Genomic DNA, 25,707 nt, shown 5'->3' on the forward strand with positions numbered 1-25,707 from the left:
GGAGCAAGGAGCAAGCCCTTTGCGCTCGACCTGAAGCTGCGTTACCCACTTACTGACCGTTGATTTACCTACGTTCATGGCTTTGGCTGCCGCTTCTTGTGTATAGCCCTGGTCAATGACTAATTGGGCAGTTTCGAGCTTAATCGCTGCGCTATATCGTGCACGTTTACTTTTATTCATTTTGTCACCTAAATTCGCTATGAATGAGATCATAACATTTCTTATTAGGTGGCCAAATTCAGTGTGCCACTACAAAGTTCACCGATATCAGAAAAAAGACAAAAAAAGTTTTTGAGAGATATTGAGTGCCCACACTTAGTTGTTACATTTATCTTACATATAAAATAAAGGGATAAAAAAAGGCAACCTAATGGTTGCCTAATGACCTATTCCTAGGTCAAGGGGACTGCGCTAGAAGCCCCAGGGAGATGATGAACATGAAAAAGACATTCACTGTTCAATACATTTGAGGGGCCTTGTACGGTTAAAGTTCCATAAAAAATTAAAATAAATCTAAATTTTTATAAATTGCAAGATTTCAAATAGATAGTGATTAAATTATTTTAGCAAAGCAGCAATTTTACTTTCTAATGCTTCGGGTTTGGTCGTTGATGCAAATCTTTCGATTGCTTCGCCTTGGCGATTAACTAAAAATTTAGTGAAATTCCATTTAATACCTTTAGTGCCTAATACGCCGGGAGCGGCTTTCTTAAGGTATTGATAAAGTGGATGCGTATGTTCGCCATTCACTTCTATTTTAGAAAATAGCGGAAACGTCACGCCAAAATTCAATTCACAAAAGGCTTGAATGCCTTGTTCATCGGCTTTTTCTTGGGCGCCAAATTGATTGCAAGGAAAGCCCAAAATCACTAATCCTTTATCTTTGTATTCTTGATATAGCGTTTCTAATCCTTTGTATTGCGGTGTAAATCCACATTCACTGGCGGTGTTGACGATTAAGAGTACTTTGCCTCGATACTGCTCTAAACTTACCGCGTTGCCTTGAATGTCTGTTGCTGATTGGCTGTATATATTCGTAGTCATGTTCACCTCCGTAGGATCTTAGCCAAACAGCATAAACCTTAAAATAATTTTCAGCAATATAATTGCGCGCAATTTATTTTGTGGGTTTGCTAATTTACTTAATTATCAATATAGTTACAGCAATTTTGTGGCTAAAGAAAAGGGCATCTGTGTGATAGAAAATGACGCAGAATACGAAACAAACATGCAAGCTGATGTGGGGCAAGTAGTTCAACAACTCACTGAAGTTGAAGGCGAAGAACAGGCTGAAGTGTTTAGTGAAATTCTGAATGACTCAGAACCTGGAACCATAGCCTTAGCGCTTGAGTCCTTGCCCTTGGATGAGCGTTATGAGCGTTGGCAGCAAGTTGAATTTGCTGACAGAGTGACTGTGCTGAGCCTAATGCGTGCCGATCCACGTATGGGGATCCTGAAGCGGATGCCTGACAATGAAGTGGATCTGTTATTTGCGCAATTAAGCCCAGAAGATTTAATTGAGTGGAGTGATTATCTTCCTGAAAGTTTTACCGATCGTGCCTTGGCTCAGATGGGAGAGCGTCAGCGACAACGATTCGAACTTTATGATCAATACTCTGAGAATGAAATCGGCCGTTATACCGATCATCAAATGTTGGTGCTCAGTGATAAGGCGACAGTTGCTCAAGCGCAGCGCTTCTTTCGCCGTATAGAGCTCGATTGTAACGACAATTTGTTTATCGTTGATGATCTGGATAAGTATCAAGGTACTGTTCGTCGTTATGATATTTTTAAACATAATCCCGATGAGTTATTGATTTCACTTTTGTCTGAGGACTGCCGTGCGTTATCCGCCGATACGAGTCTTTTGGAAGCGGCCGAAGCGATAGAGCACAGCCGCGAAATTGAATTGCCTGTGATTGATGAGTCCGGAGAGTTAATCGGCCGAGTGACGCTACGAACCGCAACGGCATTAGTGCGTGAGCATTATGAGGCGCAGTTGATGGCAACAGCGGGTATGGATGAATCCGACGACTTGTTCGCCCCTATTATGAAAGGTGCTCAGCGCCGTGCAGTATGGCTTGGGATCAATTTACTGACGGCTTTCCTTGCCTCAGCGACCATTGGTTTATTTGAAAATGTCCTATCGCAAGTGGTTGCATTAGCTGTGTTGATGCCGATTGTCGCTTCTATGGGCGGTATCGCGGGGAGCCAGTCTCTAACGCTAATGATCCGTGGCATGGCCATGGGACAGATTTCGGCGGGTAACTTGTTTTCGCTAATGAAAAACGAACTCGGCATTGGCATAGTTAACGGATTTTTGTGGGCGATAGTGATAGGTTTAGTCTCTGGCTGGTGGTTCGGTGAAGCGACGATAGGTATAGTGATCGGCTGTGCGATATTGATTAATATGGCCGTTGCCGCTATTGCTGGGGTGATAGTGCCTATGGTGTTACAGAAGTTTAATCAAGATGCGGCGTTATCGGGTTCAGTGATCTTAACGACTGTGACCGATGTGGTGGGTTTCTTTACTTTCTTAGGTATGGCGACGTTGTTATATCTGTAGCGTGGGCTCTTGGGTGAGTTTGGAAGATGAATGCACGGCAATTTGGTGTGCATTCACCGTATGTTGGGAACATTAACGGTTTAATCTGGATATGAATAACATTCAGTTTGTTATAGGTGAAAAGCCGGAAGAATTAGCGCTGGCGGCACAATTAATTGATGGACGTGATGATAATGCTCATCCGTTGGATCATCAGGTCTTTTTCCATTCTCGTGCGGTGATCTTAGCGAAAACTATCGAGGGTGAGATTGTCGGTTGCGCCGCGATAAAAGCCGGTAAAGGCACTGTTGATAAAGGCACTGTCGGTGAATTGGGTTATCTGGTGGTATCGCCCTATTATCGGCGTCAAGGCATAGCACAAGGGTTAACTCATAAACGGATTGAGGTGGCAAAGGCCCTAGGAATGTCGATTTTGTATGCGACTATTCGCGCCGAGAACACGTCGAGTCAAGCTAATTTATTGAAGGCAGGTTTTCAGTTTTGGCGTAATTATTTGAGTATCCGTGGCACGGGAAATACTGTGGGTTGGTATTACTTAGCTTTAAGCGTTAATGTCGATGCTGAAGCGATAATGCAGTCTTTAGTTGGCGATCGTACTCCAGCGTTCTAATTGTGTTGTAAGTGAAAAGACTTAGATCTTAATGTGTTTTTATCTTGTTTTACATTTGTATATTCCTCGCAAATAATCCCTCTTTATACGCAAATAGGCTGATTTTCTTTATTTATTCGGTATGATCCGCGGCTATTACCCACAGTCATTATTGAGGTGTTTTTTTATGGCTAAGTTCAGAGTAGCAAGTGTCTTATTATTGAGTGCAGCAGCGCTGCAAGTGAATGCGTCAGAATTTAATCTTGGGTTGAACAACGATGTGGTTTCAACTGAGTTAGAACTGCAATTGAACAAAGATACTAACGCGGTTTTGGGTTATATCTATGCTGATGAAGGCGGCCATATCGCTCAAGGTGCAATGCACATGACCCATGATGCGGGTGTGCATCACTTTGAGGTCGGTGCTCAGTTAAGCCAGCTTTGGTCTGACTATTCACCCAATGGCAGTGCTGTTTCTGTTGGTGGTCGTTATGCACTATCAATGGGACCCAATATTTCACTGCACGCTGCGGCTTATTATGCACCGTCTGTATTGTCATTTGGCAATGTTGATGGTCATTATGAATTAGACTCAAAAGTGCAATACCGTATAACGCCAAACATGGCACTTTATGTTGGTTACCGCAAGATTGCCTTCGAATACGATGATGCCCGCAATTTTACTTTCGAAGATGGTGTGTATATTGGCGGTAAATTCCGTTTCTAAGCACAAGGCATATTGATTTAGCTGTATTGCGATCGAGATGTCGAATTAAAGAGCCGGCCGAGGTTAACTTCGCCGGCTTTTCCATTTCGCCTTTAGCTCACTGTAGCTTGGCAATATGGATGAGAAAATGACTAATCCAATACCGATTAAAATCACTAGGCTGAGTTCTTCATCGAGTATCCACCAGCCTAACAAGGCTGCAAAAATCAATCCTGTATATTCTACTGGTGCCATTTGGCTCGCATCGGCACGTCGATAGGCATGGATGATGAGATAGGTCATGGCAATATAAAATAGTCCCAAAGTCAGCCCCACTTGCGCCACTGGTAAACTAAATTCGGCGCCTTCGTATAAGGTCGCAGGTATCAGAAATATCATCGCAAAGGCATTAGACCAAAAGAGCATGGAAAAAGGATGTTCATGGGTCGAATAGGCCTTTAAAATCAAACTATTCAATGCTGATGTTATGGCACCGAAAAAGGCTAAACCTATATACAGGTTAAATTCTGTTGGTTGGCTGATAAGCAAAATGCCGCTAAAGCCGATAAGACCTGCGACCATGCGTCGATAACCAATACGTTCATTTAAAAAAATGGCCGATAGTACTAGCAGTAACAAGGGTGAGGTATAAATCACGGCTGTTACTGTCGCGAGCGGAAGATGCAGAATAGCAAGCATAAAAATGGCGTTGCCCAATCCAATCAATAGTGCGCGGGCGAGATGCACTTTGTAAAAAGGACTCAGTTTAAGATTACCCTGTAAGTGCCACACAAAAGGCAGTACAAGCAGAGTGGCAAATAATTGCCTGTAGAGCACCAGTTGAAAAACAGGCACATTGGTTTCAAGCAACTTAACCAATAGGTTACCGCTGGCAATCAGTAGTTGTGCGGCTAAAATCATCAATAGAGGCTGCATAGGATCCCAGCAAAAATAAGTCAGTATTGAGGTGTATCTTGAATTTCATGCCGCAGTTTGGACTTTGAGACTAAAATAGCATCATAAGGCATGGTATATCCGACTAATTTAGCCTAACTGATTGTAAAAAACTAAATGTAGCCATAAAGTTAACCTACAAATCCAACTATCGACTAAGATTGACAGCATTAGCATTTTCTTCATAGCTGTAAAAATGATCTATGGCCCTTTAACTAAATAAGCCGATGAACAAACTTAAACAAACTCTATTTGGGTGTTTTTTACTTTTCTTGTGGACATTAAGTCCCTCTGTATTAAGCGCTGAAATTGCGTTGGACTCCCCGTATTTGTTCCATGCTAAAGCGGATCAACAGCCTCCTGATCGGTTTGAAACCGTGCCCCATTGGATGGGACAACTCGACGAAGCTAGTTCGGTCAGCTTAACCGGTGGCGATTATTGGATGATTACACCTGTGATGGTCAATCAACGTCAATCAAACTGGGTAGTGGATGCAAGTAATTCGATTATTGAATCCGTAGATTATTGGATACTCGGCAGTGACGGCAGCGTACAACATGCCCACAGTGGCTACAGTGCTCCATACCAGTTTTTATTCGATTATGGCCGTAAGGTCACCTTGAATATGGGCACGGATTATTGGTTGGTGGTGAAGCTGAGCAGCCGTTATTACTCCTCTCCCCCTGAGATAGCATTGCAAAGTGTGGCGGATCATCAGTTGATGTCTGACCGTCTCGCAATGGCAGTGCTGCTGTGTTTAGGCGGATTATTGTTTATCGCCTTATATAATATTTTGATTTATATCTCTATTCTTGATAAAGCCTTTCTCTACTATGGCCTTTACGTATTTGCTTATTTTGGTGGCTGGGCACTGACTTTCCATTTGCCAGCACACTTATTTAATTTTCATTACCTTGAGTTGCATCATCTGTTTTTCATCAGTTTACCCATTTTTAATATCATGTTTTACAAGCACTTCCTGCAGTTGCCTAGTTACTCACCACGGCTGTGGCGTCTTAGTCAGTATTTAATGTTTGCCTGTATTGTGGCTCTGCCGACCAGTATTTGGTTGTTGTCCTATACGGCAATTATTGCCTCTGTACTGATCATGCTATGGATTGCTTTAGCGATTACCTGCGGTAATGTGTGTTTGATGAAAGGCTTTGCTCCTGCACGTTATTTTATTCTTGCCTTTACCTGCTTGCTGTTGCCTGCGGTGATTATTTTACCCGGAAATATGGGGCTCACTCCTGATTTCATTGAACATGCAGAGCTTGCGACTCTGATGGGCGGTACGGCTGATGCGTTATTACTGTCCTTAGCGTTAGCGAATAAGCTGAAATTACTTGCTGAGGAACGTAAGGCGCATATTGAAGAGTTAGCGATTGCATGGGAAAAGGCACGTTTAGATGGATTAACGCGAGTCGGTAATCGTTATGCTTTTGACGAATATATGAACTCACAATTAGGATTTGCCGATAAAGTCGTGCAACCAATGGCGTTAGCACTATTGAATATCGATAGTCTGAAAAGTGTCAATGAAACACTCGGCCATCAAGAAGGCGATAGATTATTGCTGTTGATAGTGCAGTTATTGCAAGCAACAGACTTAGCGCACATGAAGGTTTATCGTATTAGTGGTGACGAGTTTGTGATTGTGACGCCTTCTGCTGGTATCCAGTTATTACAGAGTGCTTTGAGTGGCTTAGGTGAAGAATTAGCAAGCCATGGTTTTAAAGATTGCCAGTGTAGTTTTGGGATGTCGTTAAACACTGAGGTCGCAGATCCCCATGAGTGGTTGCGTTCTGCTGACACTCACTTATATCAATCGCGTATGGATAAGCGTCGTCAAGAGTATGCAGATACTCGCGGTGTCGATGTGAGGCTACATTTAAGCTAGCTATTGAAAATTTAAAATAATCGTTTTATACCAATCACATTAAATAGCTAATCAGTTCAGAGCCTCACAGGTATTTCAATCCAAGGCGCATTGACGCAGAAATGGTTATTCCCTTTTAAGTCAATGCAACACTGGAGTGGGATGCCTGTGTGGCTCCCGAAGGGCGGCTGATGTTTACTACATGGCAACGCGCTTTATACTGCGTTTAAGGCTTTCGGCAGAACACCACTATGCCTTCAAGCCTTCGCCTTGTCTAAAGCGCGTTGAACTCCCGCTGAATGAACAGATATTTAATACGATTGGTATTATTAGAACATTGAAAAACATAAACGGCGCAGAATTTATCTGCGCCGTTTATGTTTTTATCTTAGATTTATTAGCTTCATCTTGCTTGGACTGAGCAGTGTCCAAGTTTGCGACTTAGCTAGATTTAAGGACGAGCTTAGAAGTCTTTTTCGCCCTTAATCACCGCAGGATGACCCGATATCGCTTTTGAAGTGTGCATTCCTGCCATCGTCGCCGCTTCGACGCAGCCCGCATTAAGGCCTGTCTTTATCCAATCGCCCGTTATATACAGGTTATCTATCCCTGTGCCATCTGTCGTGATGCGATACTGCGAGCTGTCTTTAACCGATAAGACATAACGCTCGGATGGGTCTACATTTGCGCGCCAATATTGGCTATCGAAGCGGGCAACACCTTGACGGTCTTGTTCATCGTGTAACCATTCCCAAGGGAAGCTATCACCGACATTTTGCCAAAGTTTATGGATTTCGGTATTGAGTTGATGGATAGCACCCGCTTTTGCTTCTAAGGTTTTCCGTTGTTGGAAATCTACATCCGAGCTTGGTGGATAGGCCTCGACAGGCAATGCCGAGCAAAAGTAACTGGCATTTTTAGGTTCTAAGCCGCGCCAATCTTCTTTGTCTAGTAGTTGGTTCATCGATGCCCAAGTATCGAAGGGTTCGGTGAAGCCCGATAATACGGGCTCCTCTCCATCTTCAGAGTAATTAGGCCAGCCTATCCCATTCAGATCTTGGTTCATCCACAGTTGATAGGCTTGAGTGGCGACAGTTTGCACCTTATCAACGCAAAGCTTGAGTGCTGGGCTTTGTGCCATGACTTCACTCGCTACATGGGGCACAGAACCTATGGATAGACCGAAGATCACTTTGTCGAAATCTACGCCTTTGACTAAACGCTTTTTCGGCAGGGCTTTGCCAAAGTGAGTTTCATACACGCTGTCCCAATCGCTCCAGAAGTGTTCAAGATTGATATTATGGGCTTTAAGCAGTGCCGATTGCTCAGGCTCAAGCTGCTCATAATTGGGCGTACTTGGCCAGCAAGCGAGACCTTTCACATCGACTAAAGGATCGTAGTTTGTGACAGTCGGCGCCAGAGCTACTTGCTCAGTGATCTCAATCGCTTGAATACTTTGATTGTGACATTCGAGATTATCAACTCGATTGAAGTAGTGGAAATTGACTCCGCGGCGTTTGAGCACTTCGTAAAAAGGTGTAAACACAACATCACCCATTCCCGCCTGCATTTTCCACATCACGCCACCTTGATAGCACAGGGCAATACGCAGCATAGCGCGGATAATTGTGCCCGCTTCGACATTGGGTTTGTCGAAGTTCCCTTTCTCATAGGCAAACACTAAGTCGTAAAAACCACGCACTGGCGCACTGTCGACTGTGTACTTAAGGCTTGCACCGTGTTTGGTTAACCATTCGCGATAATCATAGCCATTGATGGCATCAAAGCCTTTTTCAAATACATCGTCGGCAAACATGCCCTTGAGGATCGTGAGCCCCAGATCGGCGGCTATATATAAGTGGCGCAGTTCGTCATTATTATCTAAATGTCCGCTAAAACGTTTCACGAGTCTTTGATGCAGGGCATCGACGGCCGATTCTACAAGACCATCGTCACTTTCACTGTGTACATGCTCATCGCACTCGCGGCCAATCATTTGATTAAAATGGCATTCAAGCTTATCACCGAGCGCGTCGAGTGATTCTTTGGCATCTTCGACCGAATCCTCTAACTTATCTTTTAAGCGTTCAAACCAGCTGCTATCGAGCCAGTTTTTAGGTGTTCCCATGGCTTTTTCATCTGCATCGAGCAGGTCATCCATGTCTTTGAGCCATTCTTTGATCCACGCAAAGGCGACTTTAACGACTTTCCAGAAGGTGAGGGTTTCGGTGCCATCACCTGGGATGCCTGGTAACATTGGGAAAGTGATTGGCCAACTTACAGAACGGCCATCAACTTCTTCCTGTAAGACGATGAAGTTATGCGGTTTAAAGGCATCAAAAAAAGTCGCAAGCGGCGCGTTTGCTGGCCTATCCAATTCCTCATATGCTTTACGCATTAAGGCAAACGCGTTTTGATAGAAACCAAACCAAATGTGTAAACCATGTTCTTCGATGCGTTGTCCCATAGCGGCATTGCGGCCACTAGCCCCTTTACCACCGATACGCCAGCCGAGTTGATAGACATCAATCTCATATTGATTCTGCCAGCCGGGTTTGTCGGTTAGATAACAGGCTGCTGTCATTGCCGCGACACCGCCACCGAGAATGGCTATTTTCTGTTTTTTGATTTCGGAGTTATCGACTAATACCTCGCCGGGCGGCACTTCAAAATCGAAGTTCACATGGTAAGGGAGTAAAACGTGCTGCTCACCAATCTCGACCCCGAGCGTATCTTTTAACGGGAAGCTGGCATTATCAAAAATGGTCGCGACAAAATCATTTTTTAGCAGGGCAACACTGTGCACTTTATTCACTTGGGCTGGCGCGGCAACGATGGCTTGATAAATGGCTTTTTGCCCTGACGAGTCGGGGAACTGTTTTAGAAATACTTGATCGATAGCGGGTTTAAATAACAGATGAAATAGCTGTTCTTCACCAAGCTGGTCAAGTTCTGGAATAAAATCGGTTTGTTCTTTAAAGAGTTGCCAAGTTTGAGCTATCGCTTCAAGGGTTGAAAGCTGTGCCTCGGGTTTGGCATCGCAATTCACTTCAATTAATGGATGCAGGGCAAGTTCGGTTTCGGGTGAGAAATGTAAAAAACTTTTGGTCTCAAGGGATAATCGCGTCAGAGGCTCGCCAACCGCTGGCATAGTGTATTCACATAAATACTTAGGATAACCAAAGAGTTCTCTGCCATTAATTAAGGCCATGGCATCGTTCACCCAAATGTGTAGCGGCTGAAAATACACTTGGCTGATTTGTTTACTGTCGCTGCTATCTTGGCGCCCGACCATGACCCAAGTGATGATGTCCGTTTCTTGGATCCAGCCCTTAGCTCTGTCCTCTGGATAAGCGGAATAGGCTTTTTCAATTTGAGTGAAGGTTGTCAGTACGTAGGGAGACAGCACCTTAAAATACATTGCGCTGCCGGCAACTTGATTCAGGGTTTTATCGATAGAGCGTTGCAGGTTTTCCTGTTTTCCCTTAAGAAAAAAACCGTACATATCGGCTTTATTTAGCACTAAGGGCGAGTGCATCAACATACTGCCTTGGGGATAAATAAAGTCGGGGCGCTGTTTTTCCATGGCGTTCATCCTTAAATTTCAGTGTAAGTCCAATGATTTGGGAGTTATAGCCCAAAAAGCATAGGGCAAATAAGCAATTAAGCCCATTGATTTTACACTGGAATGATTAAGTATTTGAGAGGGGATAAGGGGGTTGAGTAGCAAGTTGGATATTATCCAACTTGCTCAGATTTGGCAGGTTTAGCACAGAACGAATTTGTAAAACAAACCCGTGAGAGCAAGGGTACTTAGATCTAGTTACTTCGATTTATTTTGGTAGAAATCCACCTCTGTATTATCGTCCGAGTAACGTCGCTTAGTATCTCTGCGGCGCTGTTTCACGCGTTTATTCTTTTGCTTACCTTTGACGTTATCGCCCCATGGCGCATCATCGTCGTCAAATTCATAGGAGTGTGACATGGTCAAAATTCCAAAAATACCTGTGCCATTCGCAGCACCCGATCTTTTTACCCAAAGGTGAGATGAAGCTAAAGCGAAATATTTAATCACTGATGGTGAAAAGTTTTGTCCAAAGGCTATATCTTGCCACTGAAATGGCCGCATCTGAGATTTTAATGGGGAATGTGTGGATTATCCTTATGATAATTAAAGGGTAAGTGTAATTATCATCGGAAATTATATTATATGATTGAAACTGGCGCCCAGAATGAAAGGCGCCAAGTTTTGATACAAAATAATGAGTTAGTGTTACTTGCTGCGCAGCATACGCGCGACAAACATACCATCACTATTCGCTTCAAAGGGCCATACGGTCAACATTTCTGTTTGTTCACCCGTAAAAGGATGGCGTATCGGCGTGAGCGTGAACTCTGGATGTTGCTTTAAAAACGCCGTCACCACGTCTTGGTTCTCGAGCGGCGACAGGGAACACGTGGCGTAAACGAGGATGCCGCCCGCTTTAACTGCGCGGCTACTACGGCTTAAAATATCGAGCTGTAACGCGGCTTTATCGGCCACTGCTTCAACACCATCCAACCAACGCATATCGGGATTACGTCGCCAAGTGCCAGTGCAACTGCACGGGGCATCGACTAACACACCGTCGAAATGATCCGCTGGTACCGGCAGGGCATCACTCTTCCAACGGGCAACGCTAATGCCGTTAAAGTGGGCTCTTTGGGCACGTTTAGTCAGTTCTTCTAGGGCATTGGAGCGAATATCTGACGATATAATGCTGCCCGTAGAGGGTGTTTTATTATCAGCAGCCTTGGTCAACATCAAAGACCGCAGCTGCAGGGTTTTGCCGCCTGCACCACTGCAGGCATCCCACCAATGGGCATCGGGTTCTGGCGCGCAAATTTGCCCTATGACCTGTGAAGCCAAATCTTGGATCTCAATGTTGCCGTCTTTATACAGGGCTATTTCATTAAGATTCATACTCTTGCTGCCAAGGTTAATGGCATCGTTAAAGTAATGACCATAACTAGCATCGATACCTATCGCTTGCAGCTGCGCCGCCGCATCTTGGCTCGTGATCCCTTGCGCGCGTCCCCAAATCGGCGGGCGACTGGACATAGCAGCAATTAATTGCGTTTGCTGCGCCGCATCTATAGGGCACACTTGCCAGAACCAGTCGGGTAATAAATCCTGTGATTTAAGCTTAGCCGCTGGAAATAAATGCTGCATTAGCGTGAGTTTGTCGTCGAGACTGTCAACGGCAAGTGCTTGAGCCTGTTGATAATCGATAGGCGACTGCGATAACTCATGCCAAGCAGTGGCGATATCTTGCCAAGCATGGGCTTCCAATAACGCACTGGCACTTAGGCTGGCAAAATAAGTCGCTGATTCTTGTTGATCGCCTAATCGCTGAAACCAACCCCACCAGCGAAACAGACCAAACAAAGATTCACGAATGACTTTACGATCCTTCGAGCCGTGTTTTTTATGTTCTCTAAAGTAGTTGGCCAGAATACGGTCGGCGGGCATTTTGCTGCTTTGAATTTCATCGAATAATTGCTTAATTGTACTGGCGTAACTGAGCGCACGTTTTTGCGCTGGGGTGCTAGCCTCTGCATTTAATGCTGACGATGTGTTTGAGTTGGATGCTTTACCGGAAGAGAAGCTGCTTGGATTACCCATAAATTTAGCCTGAATTATGCTCTCTGTGGCTGCGCCTTATGTAGGAGGCATAACTGTAACAGAGGGGAAAAATAAGTGGCGCAGAGTGTAGCAGTTTTGCCCGATAACAGGCAGAAAAAAAGCCCCAAAGTCGCATCAACTTGCGGGGCTTTTTGTGGTTGAGTCACTTAGACTCATGGTGTATTCAGTACCAAAGGGTTATTTGCAGGCTATCGCTCAATTACCGCTTAGAAGGTGATTATTTCGTCACCATCTTTTGGATTTGCTTAGCCCGTTCTTCATCACTCATTTCCACCGGTGGTGGCGTGACTATGCCTTTTTGGCACGCGGGTCTGAGTGCTAACTCATCTAACCAACGTTGCAAATGTGTCAGACCTTCCATATTGATGCCGCTCCACTCGTGGATCCGCACCCAAGGCCAAGTTGCGATGTCGGCAATCGTGTATTCGTCACCAGCAAGGTATTGATTTGTAGCTAGTTGAGTATTCATAACCTCGAATAAACGTCGACCTTCTTTTTGATACCTGTCAATGGCTGCGGGGATTTTTTCAGGGAAGTACCTAAAGAATACGTTGGCTTGTCCCATCATGGGGCCGACGCCGCTCATTTGGAACATTAACCATTGGATCACCTGTGAGCGCTTTTTCGGATCGGCTGGCAGGAATTTACCTGTTTTTTCGGCTAGATACAGCAGAATCGCACCTGATTCGAATACCACAAAATCCTCGTTATCGCGGTCGATAATGGCGGGAATGCGACCATTGGGATTAATGGCAATAAACTCGGGCTGTTTTTGCTCACTGGTACTGAAATCTAATTTATGGACGCGATATTCAAGTCCCATTTCTTCCAGTGCGATGGAAATTTTAAAACCATTAGGGGTCGCGGCTGTGTATAAATCTATCATGATGATTCCTTAAGGTTATAACGCTTATAGCTACTCACTTTAGTGCCCATGAATATTCATCATCAGGCATTAGCGCCGCTATTTTTTAGGGGTTAACGATACTATGGCAGGACGCTGCGTCATAGTGTTGAACCAAGCCTTGAGATGCGGCAAGTTATCAGCCACTTCGATGTCTAAATTTTTAATAAAACTGATAAAAACGTAAGCCGAAATATCGGCAATACTGAATGCATCGCCTGCCACAAAGGCTGACGTGTTCAATTGTTGGTCTAAGGTTGGTAGGAAGTCAATGACCCTTTGGCGTGATTCTACGCCCCAAGACTCGACACAATTTTCCCTGTCTTTATAGACACCGCTTAAATTACGAAAGGCTTGAAACCCGACCATTAATCCTTGTAACTCTATGATGCGTTGCCACATTTCTACTTTGGCGCGCTCAAGCGGTGTATTACCAAACAGTGAATGCTCACTCGGGTGAATTTCGTCTAAATAGCGGCAAATGGCAACAGATTCACACAGGTAGCTGCCATCATCGAGTTCGAGCAGTGGAATGCGGCCATTTACACTTTTGGCTTTAAACTCAGCGCTTAAATTTTCTCCTCCACGGATATCGACGTTCACTCTTGGCACTTCTATACCTTTTTCCGCAAGAAAAATACTGACGCGGCGTGCGCTGGGAGTCGGAGCTAATTCGTAGAGTTTCATCTAAAGTCCTGTAGTTTTTATCAGTGCTTTATGCTCGATTCGGGCATATAAGGCTTTTTCTGAACGTTCGGTTAGGTTAGAATTTACGCCATATCTAAACGATCAGTCAAGAATGATTTACCCCTCAACTTTCTGTAGTAAAGAGGAATGGTGAAGCTGAACATGAACGCGTATTCAAGAGATTAGGTCGCAGGCTATGGCACGGAGTTGTAATTTTGATCGGCAAGAAAAACTCATATTGGCGATGGAGCTTTTTTGGCAAAAGGGCTTTGCTGAAACCTCAATTTCCGATCTCGTCGGCCATTTAGGCATTAATCGATTTAGTCTCTATAACAGCTTTGGCGACAAGCAGAATCTTTACCGCGAGTGCCTCAGTTTCTACCTTGATCATTATTCTTTTGGCGCTTCAGATACTTTGCTGCATGAAAAAGCGGGCTTAGCTGAAATAGAAGCTTATTTAGCGCGCTTTGTTGCTTTGCAGCGGGAGCAAAAGTACGGCTGTTTTATGCAAAATGCTGTGCTCGAAAAGAGCCTTAACGATGAAAGTGTGCTGCAGGAATGTCAGCGATTATTTTGTCGATTACAGACCTCATTCACCCAAGTGTTACAAGTTTGCCAAGCGCGTGGAGAGCTATTAGCCCATGTGCAACCACATCAAGTTGCTGCTTTTTTAGTGCTGCAATTACAAGGGATTAGAGTGTTAGGCAAGGCGGGCGAATATGAGTTGTTAGACAATGCGTTTGTTGTATTGCAAGACTATTTACGTAGTTTGAGTGCTAATCAGACTGCATAACTGCAAATGACATAGTTTGATTGGCCTAGGTTTTTGCCTAGGCCATGTTTTTAGAAATCTATTTTTAAAAGTTTATTTCTAAAAGCCTATTTCTAAAAGTCCAAGTCCAGCGCAAAACACAGATAGGCCATCAGTTGAGTACAGTGTGCAAATTGCTCGGCACAAAAACTGGCTGCATCTGGGCGGCAGAGTTCCTCAAAGGCGATATTTTTAACTGCGATAAAATCTTTTCGTTTTAGCTCTATCAGCATAGGGTGGTTTTTATCAAATCCCTTTGGTGGTCGAGTTAAGCTATCGCCATCCATATTAAATCCATGACTTTGTAAGGTTTGTAGCGCCTTTTTATAGCCGTTGGGATTCTCATCGATACAAGTGCGAATGGCATTTAAGGCTTTCGATTCTGGGTGCCAAATCCCTGCGGCAATAAAACAGCCATCTTCGGCAATGTGTAAATATAGTCCCGGCGCATGCACGTCTTTGCCCTGAAAATGGCGAAATTGAATGCCAACATTGGTTTTATAGGGCGTTTTATCTTTGCTAAAACGGCTGTCTCGCTGGGGACGCATCAAGCTGCCGCCGACTTTTTTTGGTACGGCAGTGAGCCTAGGCGAGAGGGCGAGAATACTGGGCTGCATTTGCTCGATAAATTGCAGCGCAGGCGTTCGCACTGTTTCTTCGTATTCCGCCTGATGGGCTTTAAACCAGTCGCGGGAGTTGTTATGTACCAGTTGATTTAAAAATTGCAGGCTCGCCGCGCTGAACGTTGCACCAGTCGCAATAGGGATTTTAGTTGTTAGAGTGGCCATTATCAGAGAACCTTATTAATGCAGATAAACCGAGCATAAGCAGTATTAATGCCGATTGAGGAGCAAGGTGAGTTGCTGACATATCCTCCCGTATCGCCCGCTCGTTCTTACTCACGATAGTTAAGACACGATAGTTAAGACTGCCAAGTTGGGTGCCAATACTGCCATCCTTCGGCAAGATCTTCACTTAAATTTTTGCATTGTGCCGCTTCTACCTTGTTTTCAATTAGTCGGTTATTTACACGTAAAGCTAAGTGAGAACTATTCTTATCTTGTTCGTTAGTGCCTATAATGCCGCCCTATTTTTAGATTGGTTTGTTAATAGGATGACGTTGAATGGGTTGCCTGCCTAAGTGTGATAAGTGGAAAGCGAATAGAAATCTGTCGCTTATGGGATTATGTATATTGCCCTCAATACCGTTGTACGCCGCTGAGGTATTGGGCGAGCCTAAGGTTGAGCCGATTGAGATCCTGCAGGTTCATGGGCAGCAATATCGCAGGGCCATCACAGTCGCTAAACCCGGTGAAGCGATTATTTCCATGGATCAAATCGAGGAGATGCAGGCGACAACTTTCGCCGAAGTGATCGATGATATGGCGGGGGCGCATGTCGATGGTGGTACCCGCAGCGGCGGTGAGCGGATTAATATCTGGGGCTTTGGCGAGACTGAAGATTTTAACGTTTATGTGGATAATGCTCCGGTGGGATTTGAGCAGTATCGCTACGGCTCATTTTTCCTCGATCCTGACCTCATCAAGCGAGTGGAAGTGATTAAGGGTGCCCATGATGTGCGCTCGGGCAATGGGGGTTTTGGTGGTGCCATGTATGTGGTCACTAAATCGGCCGATGATTTTCTTAAATATGATCAATCACTTGGCGCGCGAGCCAAAACCAGCTACGCCAGCAATAATGACGCTATGGGTTATACGGGGACAGTTTATGGCCGCGTGAATTCACATCTATCTGGCTTGCTGCATCTTACGCGTCGCGATGCGGGGGATGTCACTTTAGCCAATGGTGAAGAGTTTGAATATTCAGGTTATGAGCAAAATAACTACCTAGGTAAGATGGATTACGTGCAGGGCGATCACCAATTAGCCTTGAGCGTGACCCATTATCTTGATGAGGGCCGCAAACCTTGGGCTAATCGCCGTGGCCCTATGCCTGCAATTTCGGACTACAACATCAAAAAGTACGGTTCCTACGAGCAGGCTCTGTATGCCACAACCGCCTACAACACCTATGAAGATAACACTTGGTCGGCTAATTATCGCTATTCGCCGAGTAATCCACTGATCGATACCCAAGTGGTGATTTCCCATTCGGCGAATGCACGCCACTGGGTAAGACCCGATATCGCGTGGGAGAAAATGACGGTTTCCGTAGGCAACTTCGGTCACGAATCTTGGCTAGACTATAAACGTGACTACATTGATATCAACAACTTGAGCTTGATTGGCGATCATGAGATCACCACAGGATTACAGTACCGTAGTCTTGACCGCACTTCGTTAGTGTTTAACAAAAGTTATGAAACAAATCCCGAGAAAAACTTTGGCTGGTACACACCTTACTACCAACCTGAAGGCCGTCAAGATACCTATGCTGCCTATATTCGCGATGCAATTCATCTTACTAATGACTTAACTGTGACTCCCTCGCTGCGATATGACTTTATCTACAGCATAGGTCGACCAAATATTGCACCAGATTACAATGATATTGCTGCGGGCCATGACTATAGCTCAACCCATCATTCGGGGTTCTCACCCAGATTAGGCATAGATTATCAACTGACAAATCACGCTCGGTTAAACTTTGATTACGCTTATAGCTTGCAAGCCCCTGTGGTGGATGAGATTTATGCCGTGCAATACGCTAAAGCCAGCATTACCGGCACGAGTCGCGACATTGATGTCGAACGCTTACATGCCTTCAAATTAGGCCTAATGACGCAGCATCAGCATGTAATTGCCAATGAGGATGCTTTGTCGACGCAAATCACCCTGTTTGCCAATTTAGGTCGTGATGATATTGCCCAGCGCCGCGGAGCTAAGTCTGATAAAACCCAGCTAATTCAAAGTGGTTACACAAATCTTGATGGTTACCATATTTACGGTGCCGATTTTGAAGCCCAATATCGCTATCAAGATGTGTTCAGTGATCTTGCGGTTTCATGGCTGCAAGGACAGCACAATGGGTCACTCAGAGACAGCCAAGATGACGATGAATATTTAGCTAACATAGCCCCGCTCGATATTCGTTTGCGTTTAGGCATGTATATCACAGATGACATTTCTATCGCTTGGCAGGGCGCTTGGTATGATGCGCAAACCAATGTTCCCCACGGTGATATCTTTAATGCCGAGTCGCCAAGCGAGAATTATTTCCTACAGAATGTGTATCTCGCCTATGAACCTCAAGCCATCTTAAAGGGATTAAGTGTGCGTTTGATGGTAAAAAATCTTACGGATCTGCAAGTGGTGCCGTTTCTCTCCGATGGGATACCCGCCGCAGGGCGTGATGTTCGTTTGAGTTTAGCCTATGAATTTTAAAGACTAATCACCAAGGCTGTGTGGACTAGGCATATATAGCTCATAAAAAATAGGGTTATATTGCCTCAGCCCCCTGCCGAAAAATGCCAGTTTATGGCATAATCCGCGTTTTACTAGGCATATAGAACAGAAAAATGACTGAAAATGAATTGCTAAGTCGCTGTGGCGGCAAGTGTGAACTGTGTGGCAGCGAGCTTGAACTCTCTATTTATGATCTGCCAGCCTCCGATGGCCGTGACAATGAGATCATGATTTGTGAAACCTGCAGTGGCCAAATTGCGGCACCGGATACCATGGACATGAACCACTGGCGTTGTCTGAATGACAGCATGTGGAGTCCTGTACCGGCAGTTCAAGTGATGTCATATCGTATGCTTAAGCGCTTAAATGGCGAAAGCTGGGCGCAAGATTTGCTGGATATGCTTTATCTTGAAGACGATTTAAAAGCGTGGGGTGATGCCGAAGTTGCCGCAGCAGGTGACGATGCGACGCCAACGTTAGACAGTAATGGTGCAGTGCTCAACGCTGGCGATACAGTGGTCATCATCAAAGACTTAAACGTGAAAGGCACTAGCTTTGTGGCTAAGCGTGGCACCGCTGTGCGTAACATTGCTTTGACCAACAACCCAGAGCATATCGAAGGCCGTGTTAACGGCACTCGTATTGTTATTCTGACATGCTTCGTTAAAAAGTCTTAAGTTTCGCTTAGTGTGAGCGCGATTTATTTAGCTCAACACAATAAAAACCGCCATGATCGTTAGCCGACATGGCGGTTTTTTTATGTTGAGTTAGGTCGTTAAGATACGCAGCGGGTGATTTGATATTGGCGTGCATAGCCCTGCGGATTAAATTGCCAAGATAATATCCACGCGATCACACTTAAGCCACCGAGTAATAACCAAGCACTGTTAAAGCTGTTGAAATTATCGCGAATTAATCCGGCAATCCAAGGCGAGATAGCCGCTATGGTATATCCCACACCCTGCACGAAGGCGGTTAATTTACCTGCTAACATGGGATTCTGTTGATGATCCATAGTGACAATCAGCCCGAGTGGAAAAATCCCGCCAATACCTAATCCTGCAAGTCCCGCCCATAAAAATAGCGATACTTGAGGGGCGAGTGCCAGTCCCATAAAGCCAATGAGTTGTAGCAAGCAGAGTAGGGCTATGATGGCGCGTCTGTCCGTCGACTTGCTGGCAAGCCAAGGAAACACTAAGCCCGCGATCACTTCCATGCTGGTTAAAAAACCTAACACTAATCCCGATTGAGTTTGGCTATAACCTAGCTCGACCGCGTAGGGGGCTAACCATGCAAGTACGCAGACATAACAGCTTGTGCCTAATGCAAAAAATATCGCCAATAGCCAACTGCGGCGAAAACGCCAAAAGTTAAGTTGCAAAGCTTGCTCTTTTGCTTGGCTCGGTAATGCGGCTTTATGTTTAATCAGGAGCCACAGCACGAGTGCGAATATGCCTAGCCAAGTCCAATGACCTAGACCCGCGCGCCAACCTAAGTTCATCCCGATAAAAGGCGCGCTACTCGCCGCTAATGCGGCGCCGCCCATAATTGCAGTGACGTAAAGCCCCATCATTAAGGGCACCCGTTCACCGAAATTAAGCTTAATCATGGCGGGCATTATGGTTTGAATGAGGGCGATTGCGACCCCTGCCAGTAATGCCGAGCAGATAAGCCAATTGGCATCTATCGCCCAGAAGCGCATTGCAGTAGCGGCGATCAGCAGTAGCAATGATCCTGTCATTACGGTATTGAATCCTAAGCGTTTGGTGATACTAAAGCCTGCAAAACAACCCAGTCCCATGGCGAGCACGGGCAGCAATGTCAGCATAGATGCTAAGGTAAAACTTAAGCTGATATCCTTTTGTATGCTGGGCAGTAAAGGCCCAACGGAGGCGAGAATGGGTCGTAGATTTAGACCAATAAGGATGAACGCGAGTCCGAGCAGCAATAAATTCGCTTTCTCTGTCTGGGGGGATCGCATGGATTGTCTCCAAAAATAAGCTGAGTTTGATTTGCTGAAAAAGTGATTTGTAGCAGCATTTAGCATACTCATGATGATTTCCTTTCAACAACAGTAGGTTGAAACTACATCACTACAATTCAAAAAGAATCTCTTTCAGATGTATCTCGATATAAAGATATTTTAATTCTGCGAGAAAATGACTAAGATGTAAAGAATGATGTAAAGAATCTTTATATTGAGATAAACCTATGACAGCTAAAATGACGCTAACTAATGCCAGTCCTGCGGATACTAACGCGAGTTCTACGGATAAAAAGAAAGCGGATTCGAATACCAAAGAAGATGGCCTCGATAGAATTGTTGAACAGTGGCAACAGCAAGGGGTGAGTGAGGATTTGATCCCTATGGCTGTGCTCGGGCGAATCGCTCGTTTAACGAAATATATCGAAGTGGTACTGCTGCAATGCCACGCCGAATTTGGCTTAGGTCAGGGGGAGTTCGATGTGCTCGCGACGTTAAGGCGCTCGGGAGAGCCGTTCACACTCTCGCCTTCGCAACTTTATCAGAGCATGATGCTAAGTTCTGGCGCTATGACCAGTCGTTTAGACAGACTCGAAAATAAGGGGCTGATTGAGCGGGAGCACAGTAAGGAAGATCGCCGCGCCGTCCATGTCTCGTTAACTGCTGAGGGTAAGGCGCTCATTGATAAGGCATTACCTCAGCATATTCAATGTCAAAGTGCGTTGTTTGCGGGCGTGAGCGTTGAAGATAGGCCTGTGTTGCTGCAGATTTTAAAATCTTGGCTGAACCAATTTGAGCCGCAATAATTCGTTTAAAATCCCACTTTAGTCTTTAAAGTAGGCTGATATGCAATAGCGGATCACTTTGGCAAAATGCGGTAAACATGAGCCAACCGCGCGGGATAACATTTGATAGAACAAGGGAGTTGCCATGGTAAAAAGACGTGAAGCATTTGAATTAGCGGGAAAACGAGTCACAGCTGGGACGCAATTAGGGATCAAGCTGCCTGCCGCTAAGCTGTATACCGATACGCAACTCGATATTCATGTGGAAGTGTTTCACGGAGCCAAACCTGGCCCGACTTTACTGGTTTGTGCCGCCATTCATGGGGATGAACTCAATGGTATCGAAATTTGTCGGCGTTTATTAGCCAGAGTGAATCCCAAGAATCTGACGGGCACGTTAATTGTGGTGCCAATAGTGAATGTGTTTGGTTTTATTCAGCAATCCCGTTATTTACCCGATCGTCGTGATTTAAATCGTTGCTTTCCTGGTTCTAGCAAAGGGGCGCTCGCAAGCCGTTTAGCTAATCTGTTTGCCACTCAGTTATTAGTTCATGCAACCCATGTGATTGATTTACATACAGGGGCCGTCCATAGGGATAATTTGCCGCAAATTCGCTGTGATACTAATGATGAGACTATGCTGGCCATGGCGAATGCCTTTGGTGCGCCGCTTATTATGCATTCTAAAGCGCGCAGTGTTTCTATGCGAGGTTATGCTAATCAACAGGGCATTCCTTGCATTTTATATGAGGCTGGAGAGGCGTTACGTTTTAGCGAGTTGTCGATAAAATCTGGCCTCAAAGGTGTGCTCAATGTGATGCGCAGTTTAGATATGCTTAAAGGGCGAGTGAGTAACAAAGGCGCGAGTGTCAGTGCTATTCGCAGTTATTGGGTGCGCAGTGAATCCGATGGTTTAGTGAATATGAAGCTTAAACTTGGCCAGCGGGTGACTAAGGGTTATATCATTGCCCATATCGTCAGCCCCCACGGCGGTGACAGTGTGGCCATTCGCGCGCCAACCGACGGTATTATCATAGGAATAAGTAATATCCCTGTGACTAACGAAGGTGAGGGTATGTTTCATATCGCCCAGTTCGAAGGTGACGAGATTGAAATTGCCAACGAACAGCTCGATGAATTCCTGATGGAATATGCCTAGATTCTAGGTCCCATCACCTCTATAGTTTAAACCGTTCCACTGAGCTGGTGAGTGAATGGGCAAGCAGAGTGACTTCGTTGCTGCGTTTGGCCATGTCCATAGCTTCATTGGCATTTTGGTCTGCAGATTGTGCCGCCTCACTCATGCTCGACTCAATCCGTTGGCTGTAATCTAACTGCTCGTGGGCGGCGTGGGTGATCTCTAGACTCATTTTATTGAGGGTATGTAAGGTGCTTTCTATGTGAGCGATAGAATCCTGCAGGGTTTGGCTTTGTCCGACACACTCATTTGCTTGATTTTGCCCCGTAGTAATTGCATCGGCTGCCGTGGACGTTTCTTTTTGCAGGGCCGTGATCATGGTTTGAATTTCGGCGGTGGCGGCTTGGGTGCGTGAGGCAAGTGAGCGCACTTCATCGGCCACGACAGCAAAACCACGACCATGTTCCCCCGCTCTGGCGGCTTCAATGGCGGCGTTCAGTGCCAGCAAATTGGTTTGTTCGGCAATGCTGCTAATGGTGGTTAAAATGCTGCCAATATTATCGCTTTGAATGCTCAAGCGAGACATGACTTCAACTGAGCTACTTAAACGGGCGCTCAGTTCGGCAATTTTATTGCGATTATCATCGGCAATTTGCTTCACTTGATTACCGTATTTCGAGGCTTGACTGATTTGTCTCGCCGACTCACTGGCCTGTTCTGTCACTAGATTTGAGCTAGTAAACATCTGTTCTGCCAAGGCTTTCGTTTCATCGACTCGACTGATTTGCGCCGTTGCGGCATTGGCGATGCGCTGGCCTTGCTCATTGGTTTGCGTGGCAGAGCTGTCCAATGAATGGGCATTTTGGCTGATATTGGTTAACAGCTTGGCAAGATCGTCACTCAAGGTATTCATGTTATCGATTAGGGCACCAAATTCATCGTTATGACGTTTATGAATGCGTTTAGATAAATCCCCTCGGGCGATACTGGCGAGTGCGCCGTTCACTAAGGCCAAGGGATTGAGCATGGCCTTGGATGTGAAGAAAGAGATAAAGCTCACCATGATGATAAATACCAGTGCTAGTACAATCGCTAAGGTTTGACCCTGTTGAATATCATTACTGGCGATGGTTTGCAGGCTGGTAAATCGGCGGTCGGCTAAGTTGATTAACTTATCTAAGGCGAGATTATTCGCATTAAACTCTTTATCGGCATCGAGGTAATGTTGCTCTGCTTGTCGTTGTGCCTCAACTACGGCTTCCTGCACTTTATAAAGTTCGGCAGGCGCTGCGAGTAAGGTATTGATAATCGCATATTCTTGCTCGAATGTTTGCAGTAATCCTAAGGTATCAAGCCCATCAGTTTGTTGTTTTAAAAAGGTAAAGTTAGTGGTGAGGTTCCCCAGTAAAATACCGACATCCTGTTGGTGCGATTGAATAACATCCAAACTTTGAGTGTGGATCAGTTCCCCCATAGTGTTGGCTAGCGTATAGAGCATGTCGTCAATGCGAGTACCTGTGCCGACAATTTCTTCGAGTAAAGTCGGATTATCGGGGATGGAAAGAGTTTCGAGATCAATCATCGCATTACTGGCGTTGGTCTTGGCATGGTTAAAGTGCTCAAAGAGTTGCAGGTACTGCCGTTTTGCTTGTTCATTGGCGAGTTTAGCGCTAAACATGGCTTGGCTTTGCTGCAAATAGGCTTGGTATCTTGCCTGCGCTTCGTTTAGGGATGTTTGCATCTTAGGTTGATCTGCAACTCGCTCAATTAACTCATTTTCGATACTTTGATATTTCTTCTGCAGCGCGGTAAATGCTTGCTGACTTTTGGTTAAGGCGGCAGTGTCTTGCTGACTATGGGCTAGGGTGGCAAGGCGTGACATTTTTAATAGCACTAGTTGTAAGCTATTACTCTGCTTTTGCACGGGTACGGCTAAGGTTTCAATATTTTGATAGGCGGTTTGCACTTGGGAGAGTGAATAGTAGAAAAAGCTACTACCAGCGATGAGCAGCGCGCCAATTGCACTAAAACTAAAGATGATTTTTTGTTTTATGGTAAGCGTTAACATAGTGCGAAAACCTCTTCTATGACTGTCCCTGTAAAATGGGTTTATTAATGGTTAGATCGCTGTTTTCGTTGAAATATTGATTTAAGTGTAGCAGAGTTCGTCATAAGTACAGTGATTAGTTCAATTGAACGTTTAGATTTAATTTAGGTTAACTAATTGGTTTTATTATTTAAAATAATCTCAACCTATCTTGAAAAGGATTAAAGATGAAATCAGTCGTGTTAGGTAAAAATCTTATCGTACCGACAAAAATTCTCTGCATTGGGCGTAACTATGTTGAGCATATCCATGAATTAGGTAACGAAATTCCCGAGGATATGGTGGTATTTTTAAAGCCCAATTCGGCCATTTCGACTGTGCTTTATTCTGAGCATCAAGGGGAAACCTTGCATTATGAAACCGAGCTGTGTTTTATGTTTCAAAATGGCCGTTTCAGTAGCGTCGCCGTCGGTTTAGATCTCACAAAACGTGATTTGCAAACTAAGTTAAAAGCTAAGGGATTGCCTTGGGAGCGAGCAAAAGCCTTTGATGGTGCAGCGTTATTCAGTCCGTTTGTGGCGATTGATGATGCAGAGGCACAGCTGCATTTCACCTTGAGTATCAATGACAAGCTAGTCCAAGAGGGACATATCGATTTAATGATTTACAAACCTCAGACCATATTGTCCGAGCTACAGGCATTTATCAGTCTCGATGAGGGCGATATTGTAATGACAGGCACGCCTAAGGGTGTGGGAAGCATTCCCGCTAAAAGTGTATTTAACGTCACGCTGAGCCGTGGCTTGCAAGCGAGTGCTGAACCCTTACTCGAATGGCAGTGGTTAAGTGTTTAGTGATAAATCGCTGAGTAGCTCGCATGATTGAACCTGATGACGTAAAAAAGACTGCTGTATTGCAGGTGCCAATTTGTCAGCCACTGCAACAATTTTTGCTTGCGTTAGGGGCGAGTCAAGCTGCTGTTGAACGTTACTTACCACAGTTTAAAGCGTTGAACGTGCCGGCGGGAGAGGTACTTCTTGGCCAAGGAGATGAGCAGTCACAGGCATATTTTGTTGTGGATGGTATCGTGCGCGCTTGCCATTATACTCAGGAGGGCACAGAGCGCTGTAAGGAGTTTTATTTCGAGGGTGAACTGTGTTTTTTGTATGTCAGTTGGCTTAAGCAAATTCCCGCTCGTTACCAATTAGAAGCTTTAAGCGCCTGTAAACTTATCCAAATGCCGTTATCTGTGTTGGATGATACTTCGCTGCAGTCAGTGCAACTTGGGTTACTTAAACAGCAATTATTGTATAAAGAACAAAAGGAAGCCTTTTTACTGCTGCACACACCTGAGCAACGTTATCTGTATTTACGCGAACATTCACCACTTTGGCTTGAGCGGTTAAGCCAAGGTCAGCTAGCTAATTATATTGGCATTACGGCAATCAGTTTGTCGCGTATGCGCCGACGACTTCAAGACTCTCTTTAACGGTTTTTGCTCCCAGTTAACTTAAGTTAATGCGCTAAATCGCGATTCCCATGATGCTGCGCCTTAAGTTGCGCTCTCAAGTCTATAAGGCTTTCAATCAGAGTGCGCATTATTGC

At 45.0% G+C, this 25,707-nt stretch carries 23 protein-coding genes; 12 read left to right on the forward strand and 11 right to left on the reverse strand.

All coding sequences use genetic code 11. The features are described 5' to 3' along the window. Window positions 1–180: transposase (locus L5M40_RS05635; RefSeq protein WP_263256400.1), on the reverse strand; the 180-nt coding region annotated here is incomplete at its 3' end. A gap of 378 nt (window positions 181–558) precedes the next feature. Then, window positions 559–1,044 (reverse strand): glutathione peroxidase, encoded by a 486-nt coding sequence (locus L5M40_RS05640; protein ID WP_263140330.1) that lies wholly within the window; start codon window positions 1,042–1,044, stop codon window positions 559–561. 151 nt (window positions 1,045–1,195) lie between these two features. On the opposite strand from L5M40_RS05640, the gene L5M40_RS05645 reads away from it, so the two are divergent. The 3 genes from L5M40_RS05645 (at window position 1,196) to L5M40_RS05655 (ending at window position 3,882) form a co-directional block, all read left to right on the forward strand. Next, window positions 1,196–2,566 carry a magnesium transporter gene (locus tag L5M40_RS05645; RefSeq protein WP_028760672.1) on the forward strand — a complete coding sequence of 457 codons (1,371 nt, stop codon included), beginning with the start codon at window positions 1,196–1,198 and terminating at the stop codon, window positions 2,564–2,566. 91 nt (window positions 2,567–2,657) lie between these two features. Next, window positions 2,658–3,176 (forward strand): GNAT family N-acetyltransferase, encoded by a 519-nt coding sequence (locus L5M40_RS05650; RefSeq protein ID WP_263177634.1) that lies wholly within the window; start codon window positions 2,658–2,660, stop codon window positions 3,174–3,176. Between the two features lie 166 nt (window positions 3,177–3,342). Further along, window positions 3,343–3,882, forward strand: coding sequence for a YfaZ family outer membrane protein (locus L5M40_RS05655; protein WP_028760670.1), 540 nt, complete (start codon window positions 3,343–3,345; stop codon window positions 3,880–3,882). A 63-nt stretch (window positions 3,883–3,945) separates the two neighbouring features. Here the strand turns inward: L5M40_RS05655 and L5M40_RS05660 are convergent, their stop codons facing one another. After that, complete coding sequence (locus tag L5M40_RS05660) at window positions 3,946–4,797, reverse strand: DMT family transporter (protein ID WP_131525349.1); 852 nt, start codon at window positions 4,795–4,797, stop codon at window positions 3,946–3,948. Between the two features lie 245 nt (window positions 4,798–5,042). Between L5M40_RS05660 and L5M40_RS05665 the strand changes: the two genes are divergently transcribed. After that, complete coding sequence (locus L5M40_RS05665; RefSeq protein WP_263140323.1) at window positions 5,043–6,716, forward strand: diguanylate cyclase; 1,674 nt, start codon at window positions 5,043–5,045, stop codon at window positions 6,714–6,716. A 181-nt stretch (window positions 6,717–6,897) separates the two neighbouring features. Then, entirely contained in the window at window positions 6,898–7,116 is a 219-nt protein-coding gene (locus L5M40_RS05670) for a hypothetical protein (protein WP_263175395.1), read from the forward strand. Between the two features lie 42 nt (window positions 7,117–7,158). Here L5M40_RS05670 and L5M40_RS05675 read toward each other — a convergent pair whose 3' ends face one another. From L5M40_RS05675 to L5M40_RS05695, 5 genes are all read right to left on the reverse strand, one after another. Then, window positions 7,159–10,281, reverse strand: a complete 3,123-nt coding sequence (locus tag L5M40_RS05675; RefSeq protein WP_263175393.1) for an NAD(P)-binding protein — start codon at window positions 10,279–10,281, stop codon at window positions 7,159–7,161. 237 nt (window positions 10,282–10,518) lie between these two features. Beyond that, complete coding sequence (locus L5M40_RS05680; RefSeq protein WP_006080915.1) at window positions 10,519–10,680, reverse strand: hypothetical protein; 162 nt, start codon at window positions 10,678–10,680, stop codon at window positions 10,519–10,521. 288 nt (window positions 10,681–10,968) lie between these two features. Beyond that, complete coding sequence (locus tag L5M40_RS05685; RefSeq protein ID WP_263175392.1) at window positions 10,969–12,360, reverse strand: RsmB/NOP family class I SAM-dependent RNA methyltransferase; 1,392 nt, start codon at window positions 12,358–12,360, stop codon at window positions 10,969–10,971. Between the two features lie 238 nt (window positions 12,361–12,598). Further along, window positions 12,599–13,267, reverse strand: a complete 669-nt coding sequence (locus L5M40_RS05690) for a glutathione S-transferase family protein (protein ID WP_014610189.1) — start codon at window positions 13,265–13,267, stop codon at window positions 12,599–12,601. 78 nt (window positions 13,268–13,345) lie between these two features. After that, entirely contained in the window at window positions 13,346–13,972 is a 627-nt protein-coding gene (locus L5M40_RS05695; protein WP_173497076.1) for a glutathione S-transferase, read from the reverse strand. 196 nt (window positions 13,973–14,168) lie between these two features. On the opposite strand from L5M40_RS05695, the gene L5M40_RS05700 reads away from it, so the two are divergent. Then, a complete protein-coding gene (locus tag L5M40_RS05700) occupies window positions 14,169–14,765 on the forward strand; it encodes a TetR/AcrR family transcriptional regulator (RefSeq protein WP_263160715.1) in 597 nt (198 codons plus the stop codon). Between the two features lie 92 nt (window positions 14,766–14,857). On the opposite strand, the gene L5M40_RS05705 is transcribed toward L5M40_RS05700, so the two are convergent. Then, window positions 14,858–15,571, reverse strand: a complete 714-nt coding sequence (locus L5M40_RS05705; RefSeq protein WP_263175391.1) for a DUF2461 domain-containing protein — start codon at window positions 15,569–15,571, stop codon at window positions 14,858–14,860. Between the two features lie 336 nt (window positions 15,572–15,907). Between L5M40_RS05705 and L5M40_RS05710 the strand changes: the two genes are divergently transcribed. Then, a complete protein-coding gene (locus L5M40_RS05710; RefSeq protein WP_263175389.1) occupies window positions 15,908–18,127 on the forward strand; it encodes a TonB-dependent receptor in 2,220 nt (739 codons plus the stop codon). Between the two features lie 134 nt (window positions 18,128–18,261). Next, the gene (locus tag L5M40_RS05715; RefSeq protein WP_011790067.1) at window positions 18,262–18,825 is read left to right on the forward strand and encodes a PhnA domain-containing protein; all 564 of its coding nucleotides are present in this window, start codon (window positions 18,262–18,264) and stop codon (window positions 18,823–18,825) included. A 98-nt stretch (window positions 18,826–18,923) separates the two neighbouring features. On the opposite strand, the gene L5M40_RS05720 is transcribed toward L5M40_RS05715, so the two are convergent. After that, window positions 18,924–20,129: an MFS transporter gene (locus L5M40_RS05720; RefSeq protein ID WP_263256401.1), complete on the reverse strand. Its 1,206-nt coding sequence runs from the start codon at window positions 20,127–20,129 to the stop codon at window positions 18,924–18,926. Between the two features lie 230 nt (window positions 20,130–20,359). Between L5M40_RS05720 and L5M40_RS05725 the strand changes: the two genes are divergently transcribed. Both L5M40_RS05725 and L5M40_RS05730 read left to right on the forward strand, forming a co-directional pair. Then, window positions 20,360–20,938 (forward strand): MarR family winged helix-turn-helix transcriptional regulator, encoded by a 579-nt coding sequence (locus L5M40_RS05725; protein WP_173245937.1) that lies wholly within the window; start codon window positions 20,360–20,362, stop codon window positions 20,936–20,938. A gap of 124 nt (window positions 20,939–21,062) precedes the next feature. Continuing rightward, the gene (locus L5M40_RS05730) at window positions 21,063–22,076 is read left to right on the forward strand and encodes a succinylglutamate desuccinylase/aspartoacylase family protein (protein ID WP_028760658.1); all 1,014 of its coding nucleotides are present in this window, start codon (window positions 21,063–21,065) and stop codon (window positions 22,074–22,076) included. Between the two features lie 19 nt (window positions 22,077–22,095). Here L5M40_RS05730 and L5M40_RS05735 read toward each other — a convergent pair whose 3' ends face one another. After that, window positions 22,096–24,123, reverse strand: coding sequence for a methyl-accepting chemotaxis protein (locus tag L5M40_RS05735; RefSeq protein ID WP_263175387.1), 2,028 nt, complete (start codon window positions 24,121–24,123; stop codon window positions 22,096–22,098). Window positions 24,124–24,329: 206 nt separating this feature from the next. Here L5M40_RS05735 and L5M40_RS05740 point away from each other — a divergent pair, with 206 nt between their 5' ends. Together L5M40_RS05740 and L5M40_RS05745 are read left to right on the forward strand one after the other, a co-directional pair. Then, a complete protein-coding gene (locus L5M40_RS05740) occupies window positions 24,330–24,956 on the forward strand; it encodes a fumarylacetoacetate hydrolase family protein (RefSeq protein ID WP_263175384.1) in 627 nt (208 codons plus the stop codon). A 23-nt stretch (window positions 24,957–24,979) separates the two neighbouring features. Next, window positions 24,980–25,591: a Crp/Fnr family transcriptional regulator gene (locus L5M40_RS05745; protein ID WP_263175383.1), complete on the forward strand. Its 612-nt coding sequence runs from the start codon at window positions 24,980–24,982 to the stop codon at window positions 25,589–25,591. The last annotated feature ends 116 nt before the right edge of the window (window positions 25,592–25,707 follow it).

The organism is Shewanella sp. SM68 (assembly GCF_025653925.1).
Taxonomy (GTDB): Bacteria; Pseudomonadota; Gammaproteobacteria; order Enterobacterales; family Shewanellaceae; genus Shewanella; species Shewanella oncorhynchi.

Coding starts and splice junctions, on each gene's coding strand:
- L5M40_RS05640 (WP_263140330.1), bottom strand. CDS start 1,044: ATGACTACGAATATATACAGCCAATCAGCAACAGACATTCAAGGCAAC.
- L5M40_RS05650 (WP_263177634.1), top strand. CDS start 2,658: ATGAATAACATTCAGTTTGTTATAGGTGAAAAGCCGGAAGAATTAGCG.
- L5M40_RS05655 (WP_028760670.1), top strand. CDS start 3,343: ATGGCTAAGTTCAGAGTAGCAAGTGTCTTATTATTGAGTGCAGCAGCG.
- L5M40_RS05660 (WP_131525349.1), bottom strand. CDS start 4,797: ATGCAGCCTCTATTGATGATTTTAGCCGCACAACTACTGATTGCCAGC.
- L5M40_RS05665 (WP_263140323.1), top strand. CDS start 5,043: ATGAACAAACTTAAACAAACTCTATTTGGGTGTTTTTTACTTTTCTTG.
- L5M40_RS05670 (WP_263175395.1), top strand. CDS start 6,898: ATGGCAACGCGCTTTATACTGCGTTTAAGGCTTTCGGCAGAACACCAC.
- L5M40_RS05675 (WP_263175393.1), bottom strand. CDS start 10,281: ATGGAAAAACAGCGCCCCGACTTTATTTATCCCCAAGGCAGTATGTTG.
- L5M40_RS05680 (WP_006080915.1), bottom strand. CDS start 10,680: ATGTCACACTCCTATGAATTTGACGACGATGATGCGCCATGGGGCGAT.
- L5M40_RS05685 (WP_263175392.1), bottom strand. CDS start 12,360: ATGGGTAATCCAAGCAGCTTCTCTTCCGGTAAAGCATCCAACTCAAAC.
- L5M40_RS05690 (WP_014610189.1), bottom strand. CDS start 13,267: ATGATAGATTTATACACAGCCGCGACCCCTAATGGTTTTAAAATTTCC.
- L5M40_RS05695 (WP_173497076.1), bottom strand. CDS start 13,972: ATGAAACTCTACGAATTAGCTCCGACTCCCAGCGCACGCCGCGTCAGT.
- L5M40_RS05700 (WP_263160715.1), top strand. CDS start 14,169: ATGGCACGGAGTTGTAATTTTGATCGGCAAGAAAAACTCATATTGGCG.
- L5M40_RS05705 (WP_263175391.1), bottom strand. CDS start 15,571: ATGGCCACTCTAACAACTAAAATCCCTATTGCGACTGGTGCAACGTTC.
- L5M40_RS05710 (WP_263175389.1), top strand. CDS start 15,908: ATGGGTTGCCTGCCTAAGTGTGATAAGTGGAAAGCGAATAGAAATCTG.
- L5M40_RS05715 (WP_011790067.1), top strand. CDS start 18,262: ATGACTGAAAATGAATTGCTAAGTCGCTGTGGCGGCAAGTGTGAACTG.
- L5M40_RS05720 (WP_263256401.1), bottom strand. CDS start 20,129: ATGCGATCCCCCCAGACAGAGAAAGCGAATTTATTGCTGCTCGGACTC.
- L5M40_RS05725 (WP_173245937.1), top strand. CDS start 20,360: ATGACAGCTAAAATGACGCTAACTAATGCCAGTCCTGCGGATACTAAC.
- L5M40_RS05730 (WP_028760658.1), top strand. CDS start 21,063: ATGGTAAAAAGACGTGAAGCATTTGAATTAGCGGGAAAACGAGTCACA.
- L5M40_RS05735 (WP_263175387.1), bottom strand. CDS start 24,123: ATGTTAACGCTTACCATAAAACAAAAAATCATCTTTAGTTTTAGTGCA.
- L5M40_RS05740 (WP_263175384.1), top strand. CDS start 24,330: ATGAAATCAGTCGTGTTAGGTAAAAATCTTATCGTACCGACAAAAATT.
- L5M40_RS05745 (WP_263175383.1), top strand. CDS start 24,980: ATGATTGAACCTGATGACGTAAAAAAGACTGCTGTATTGCAGGTGCCA.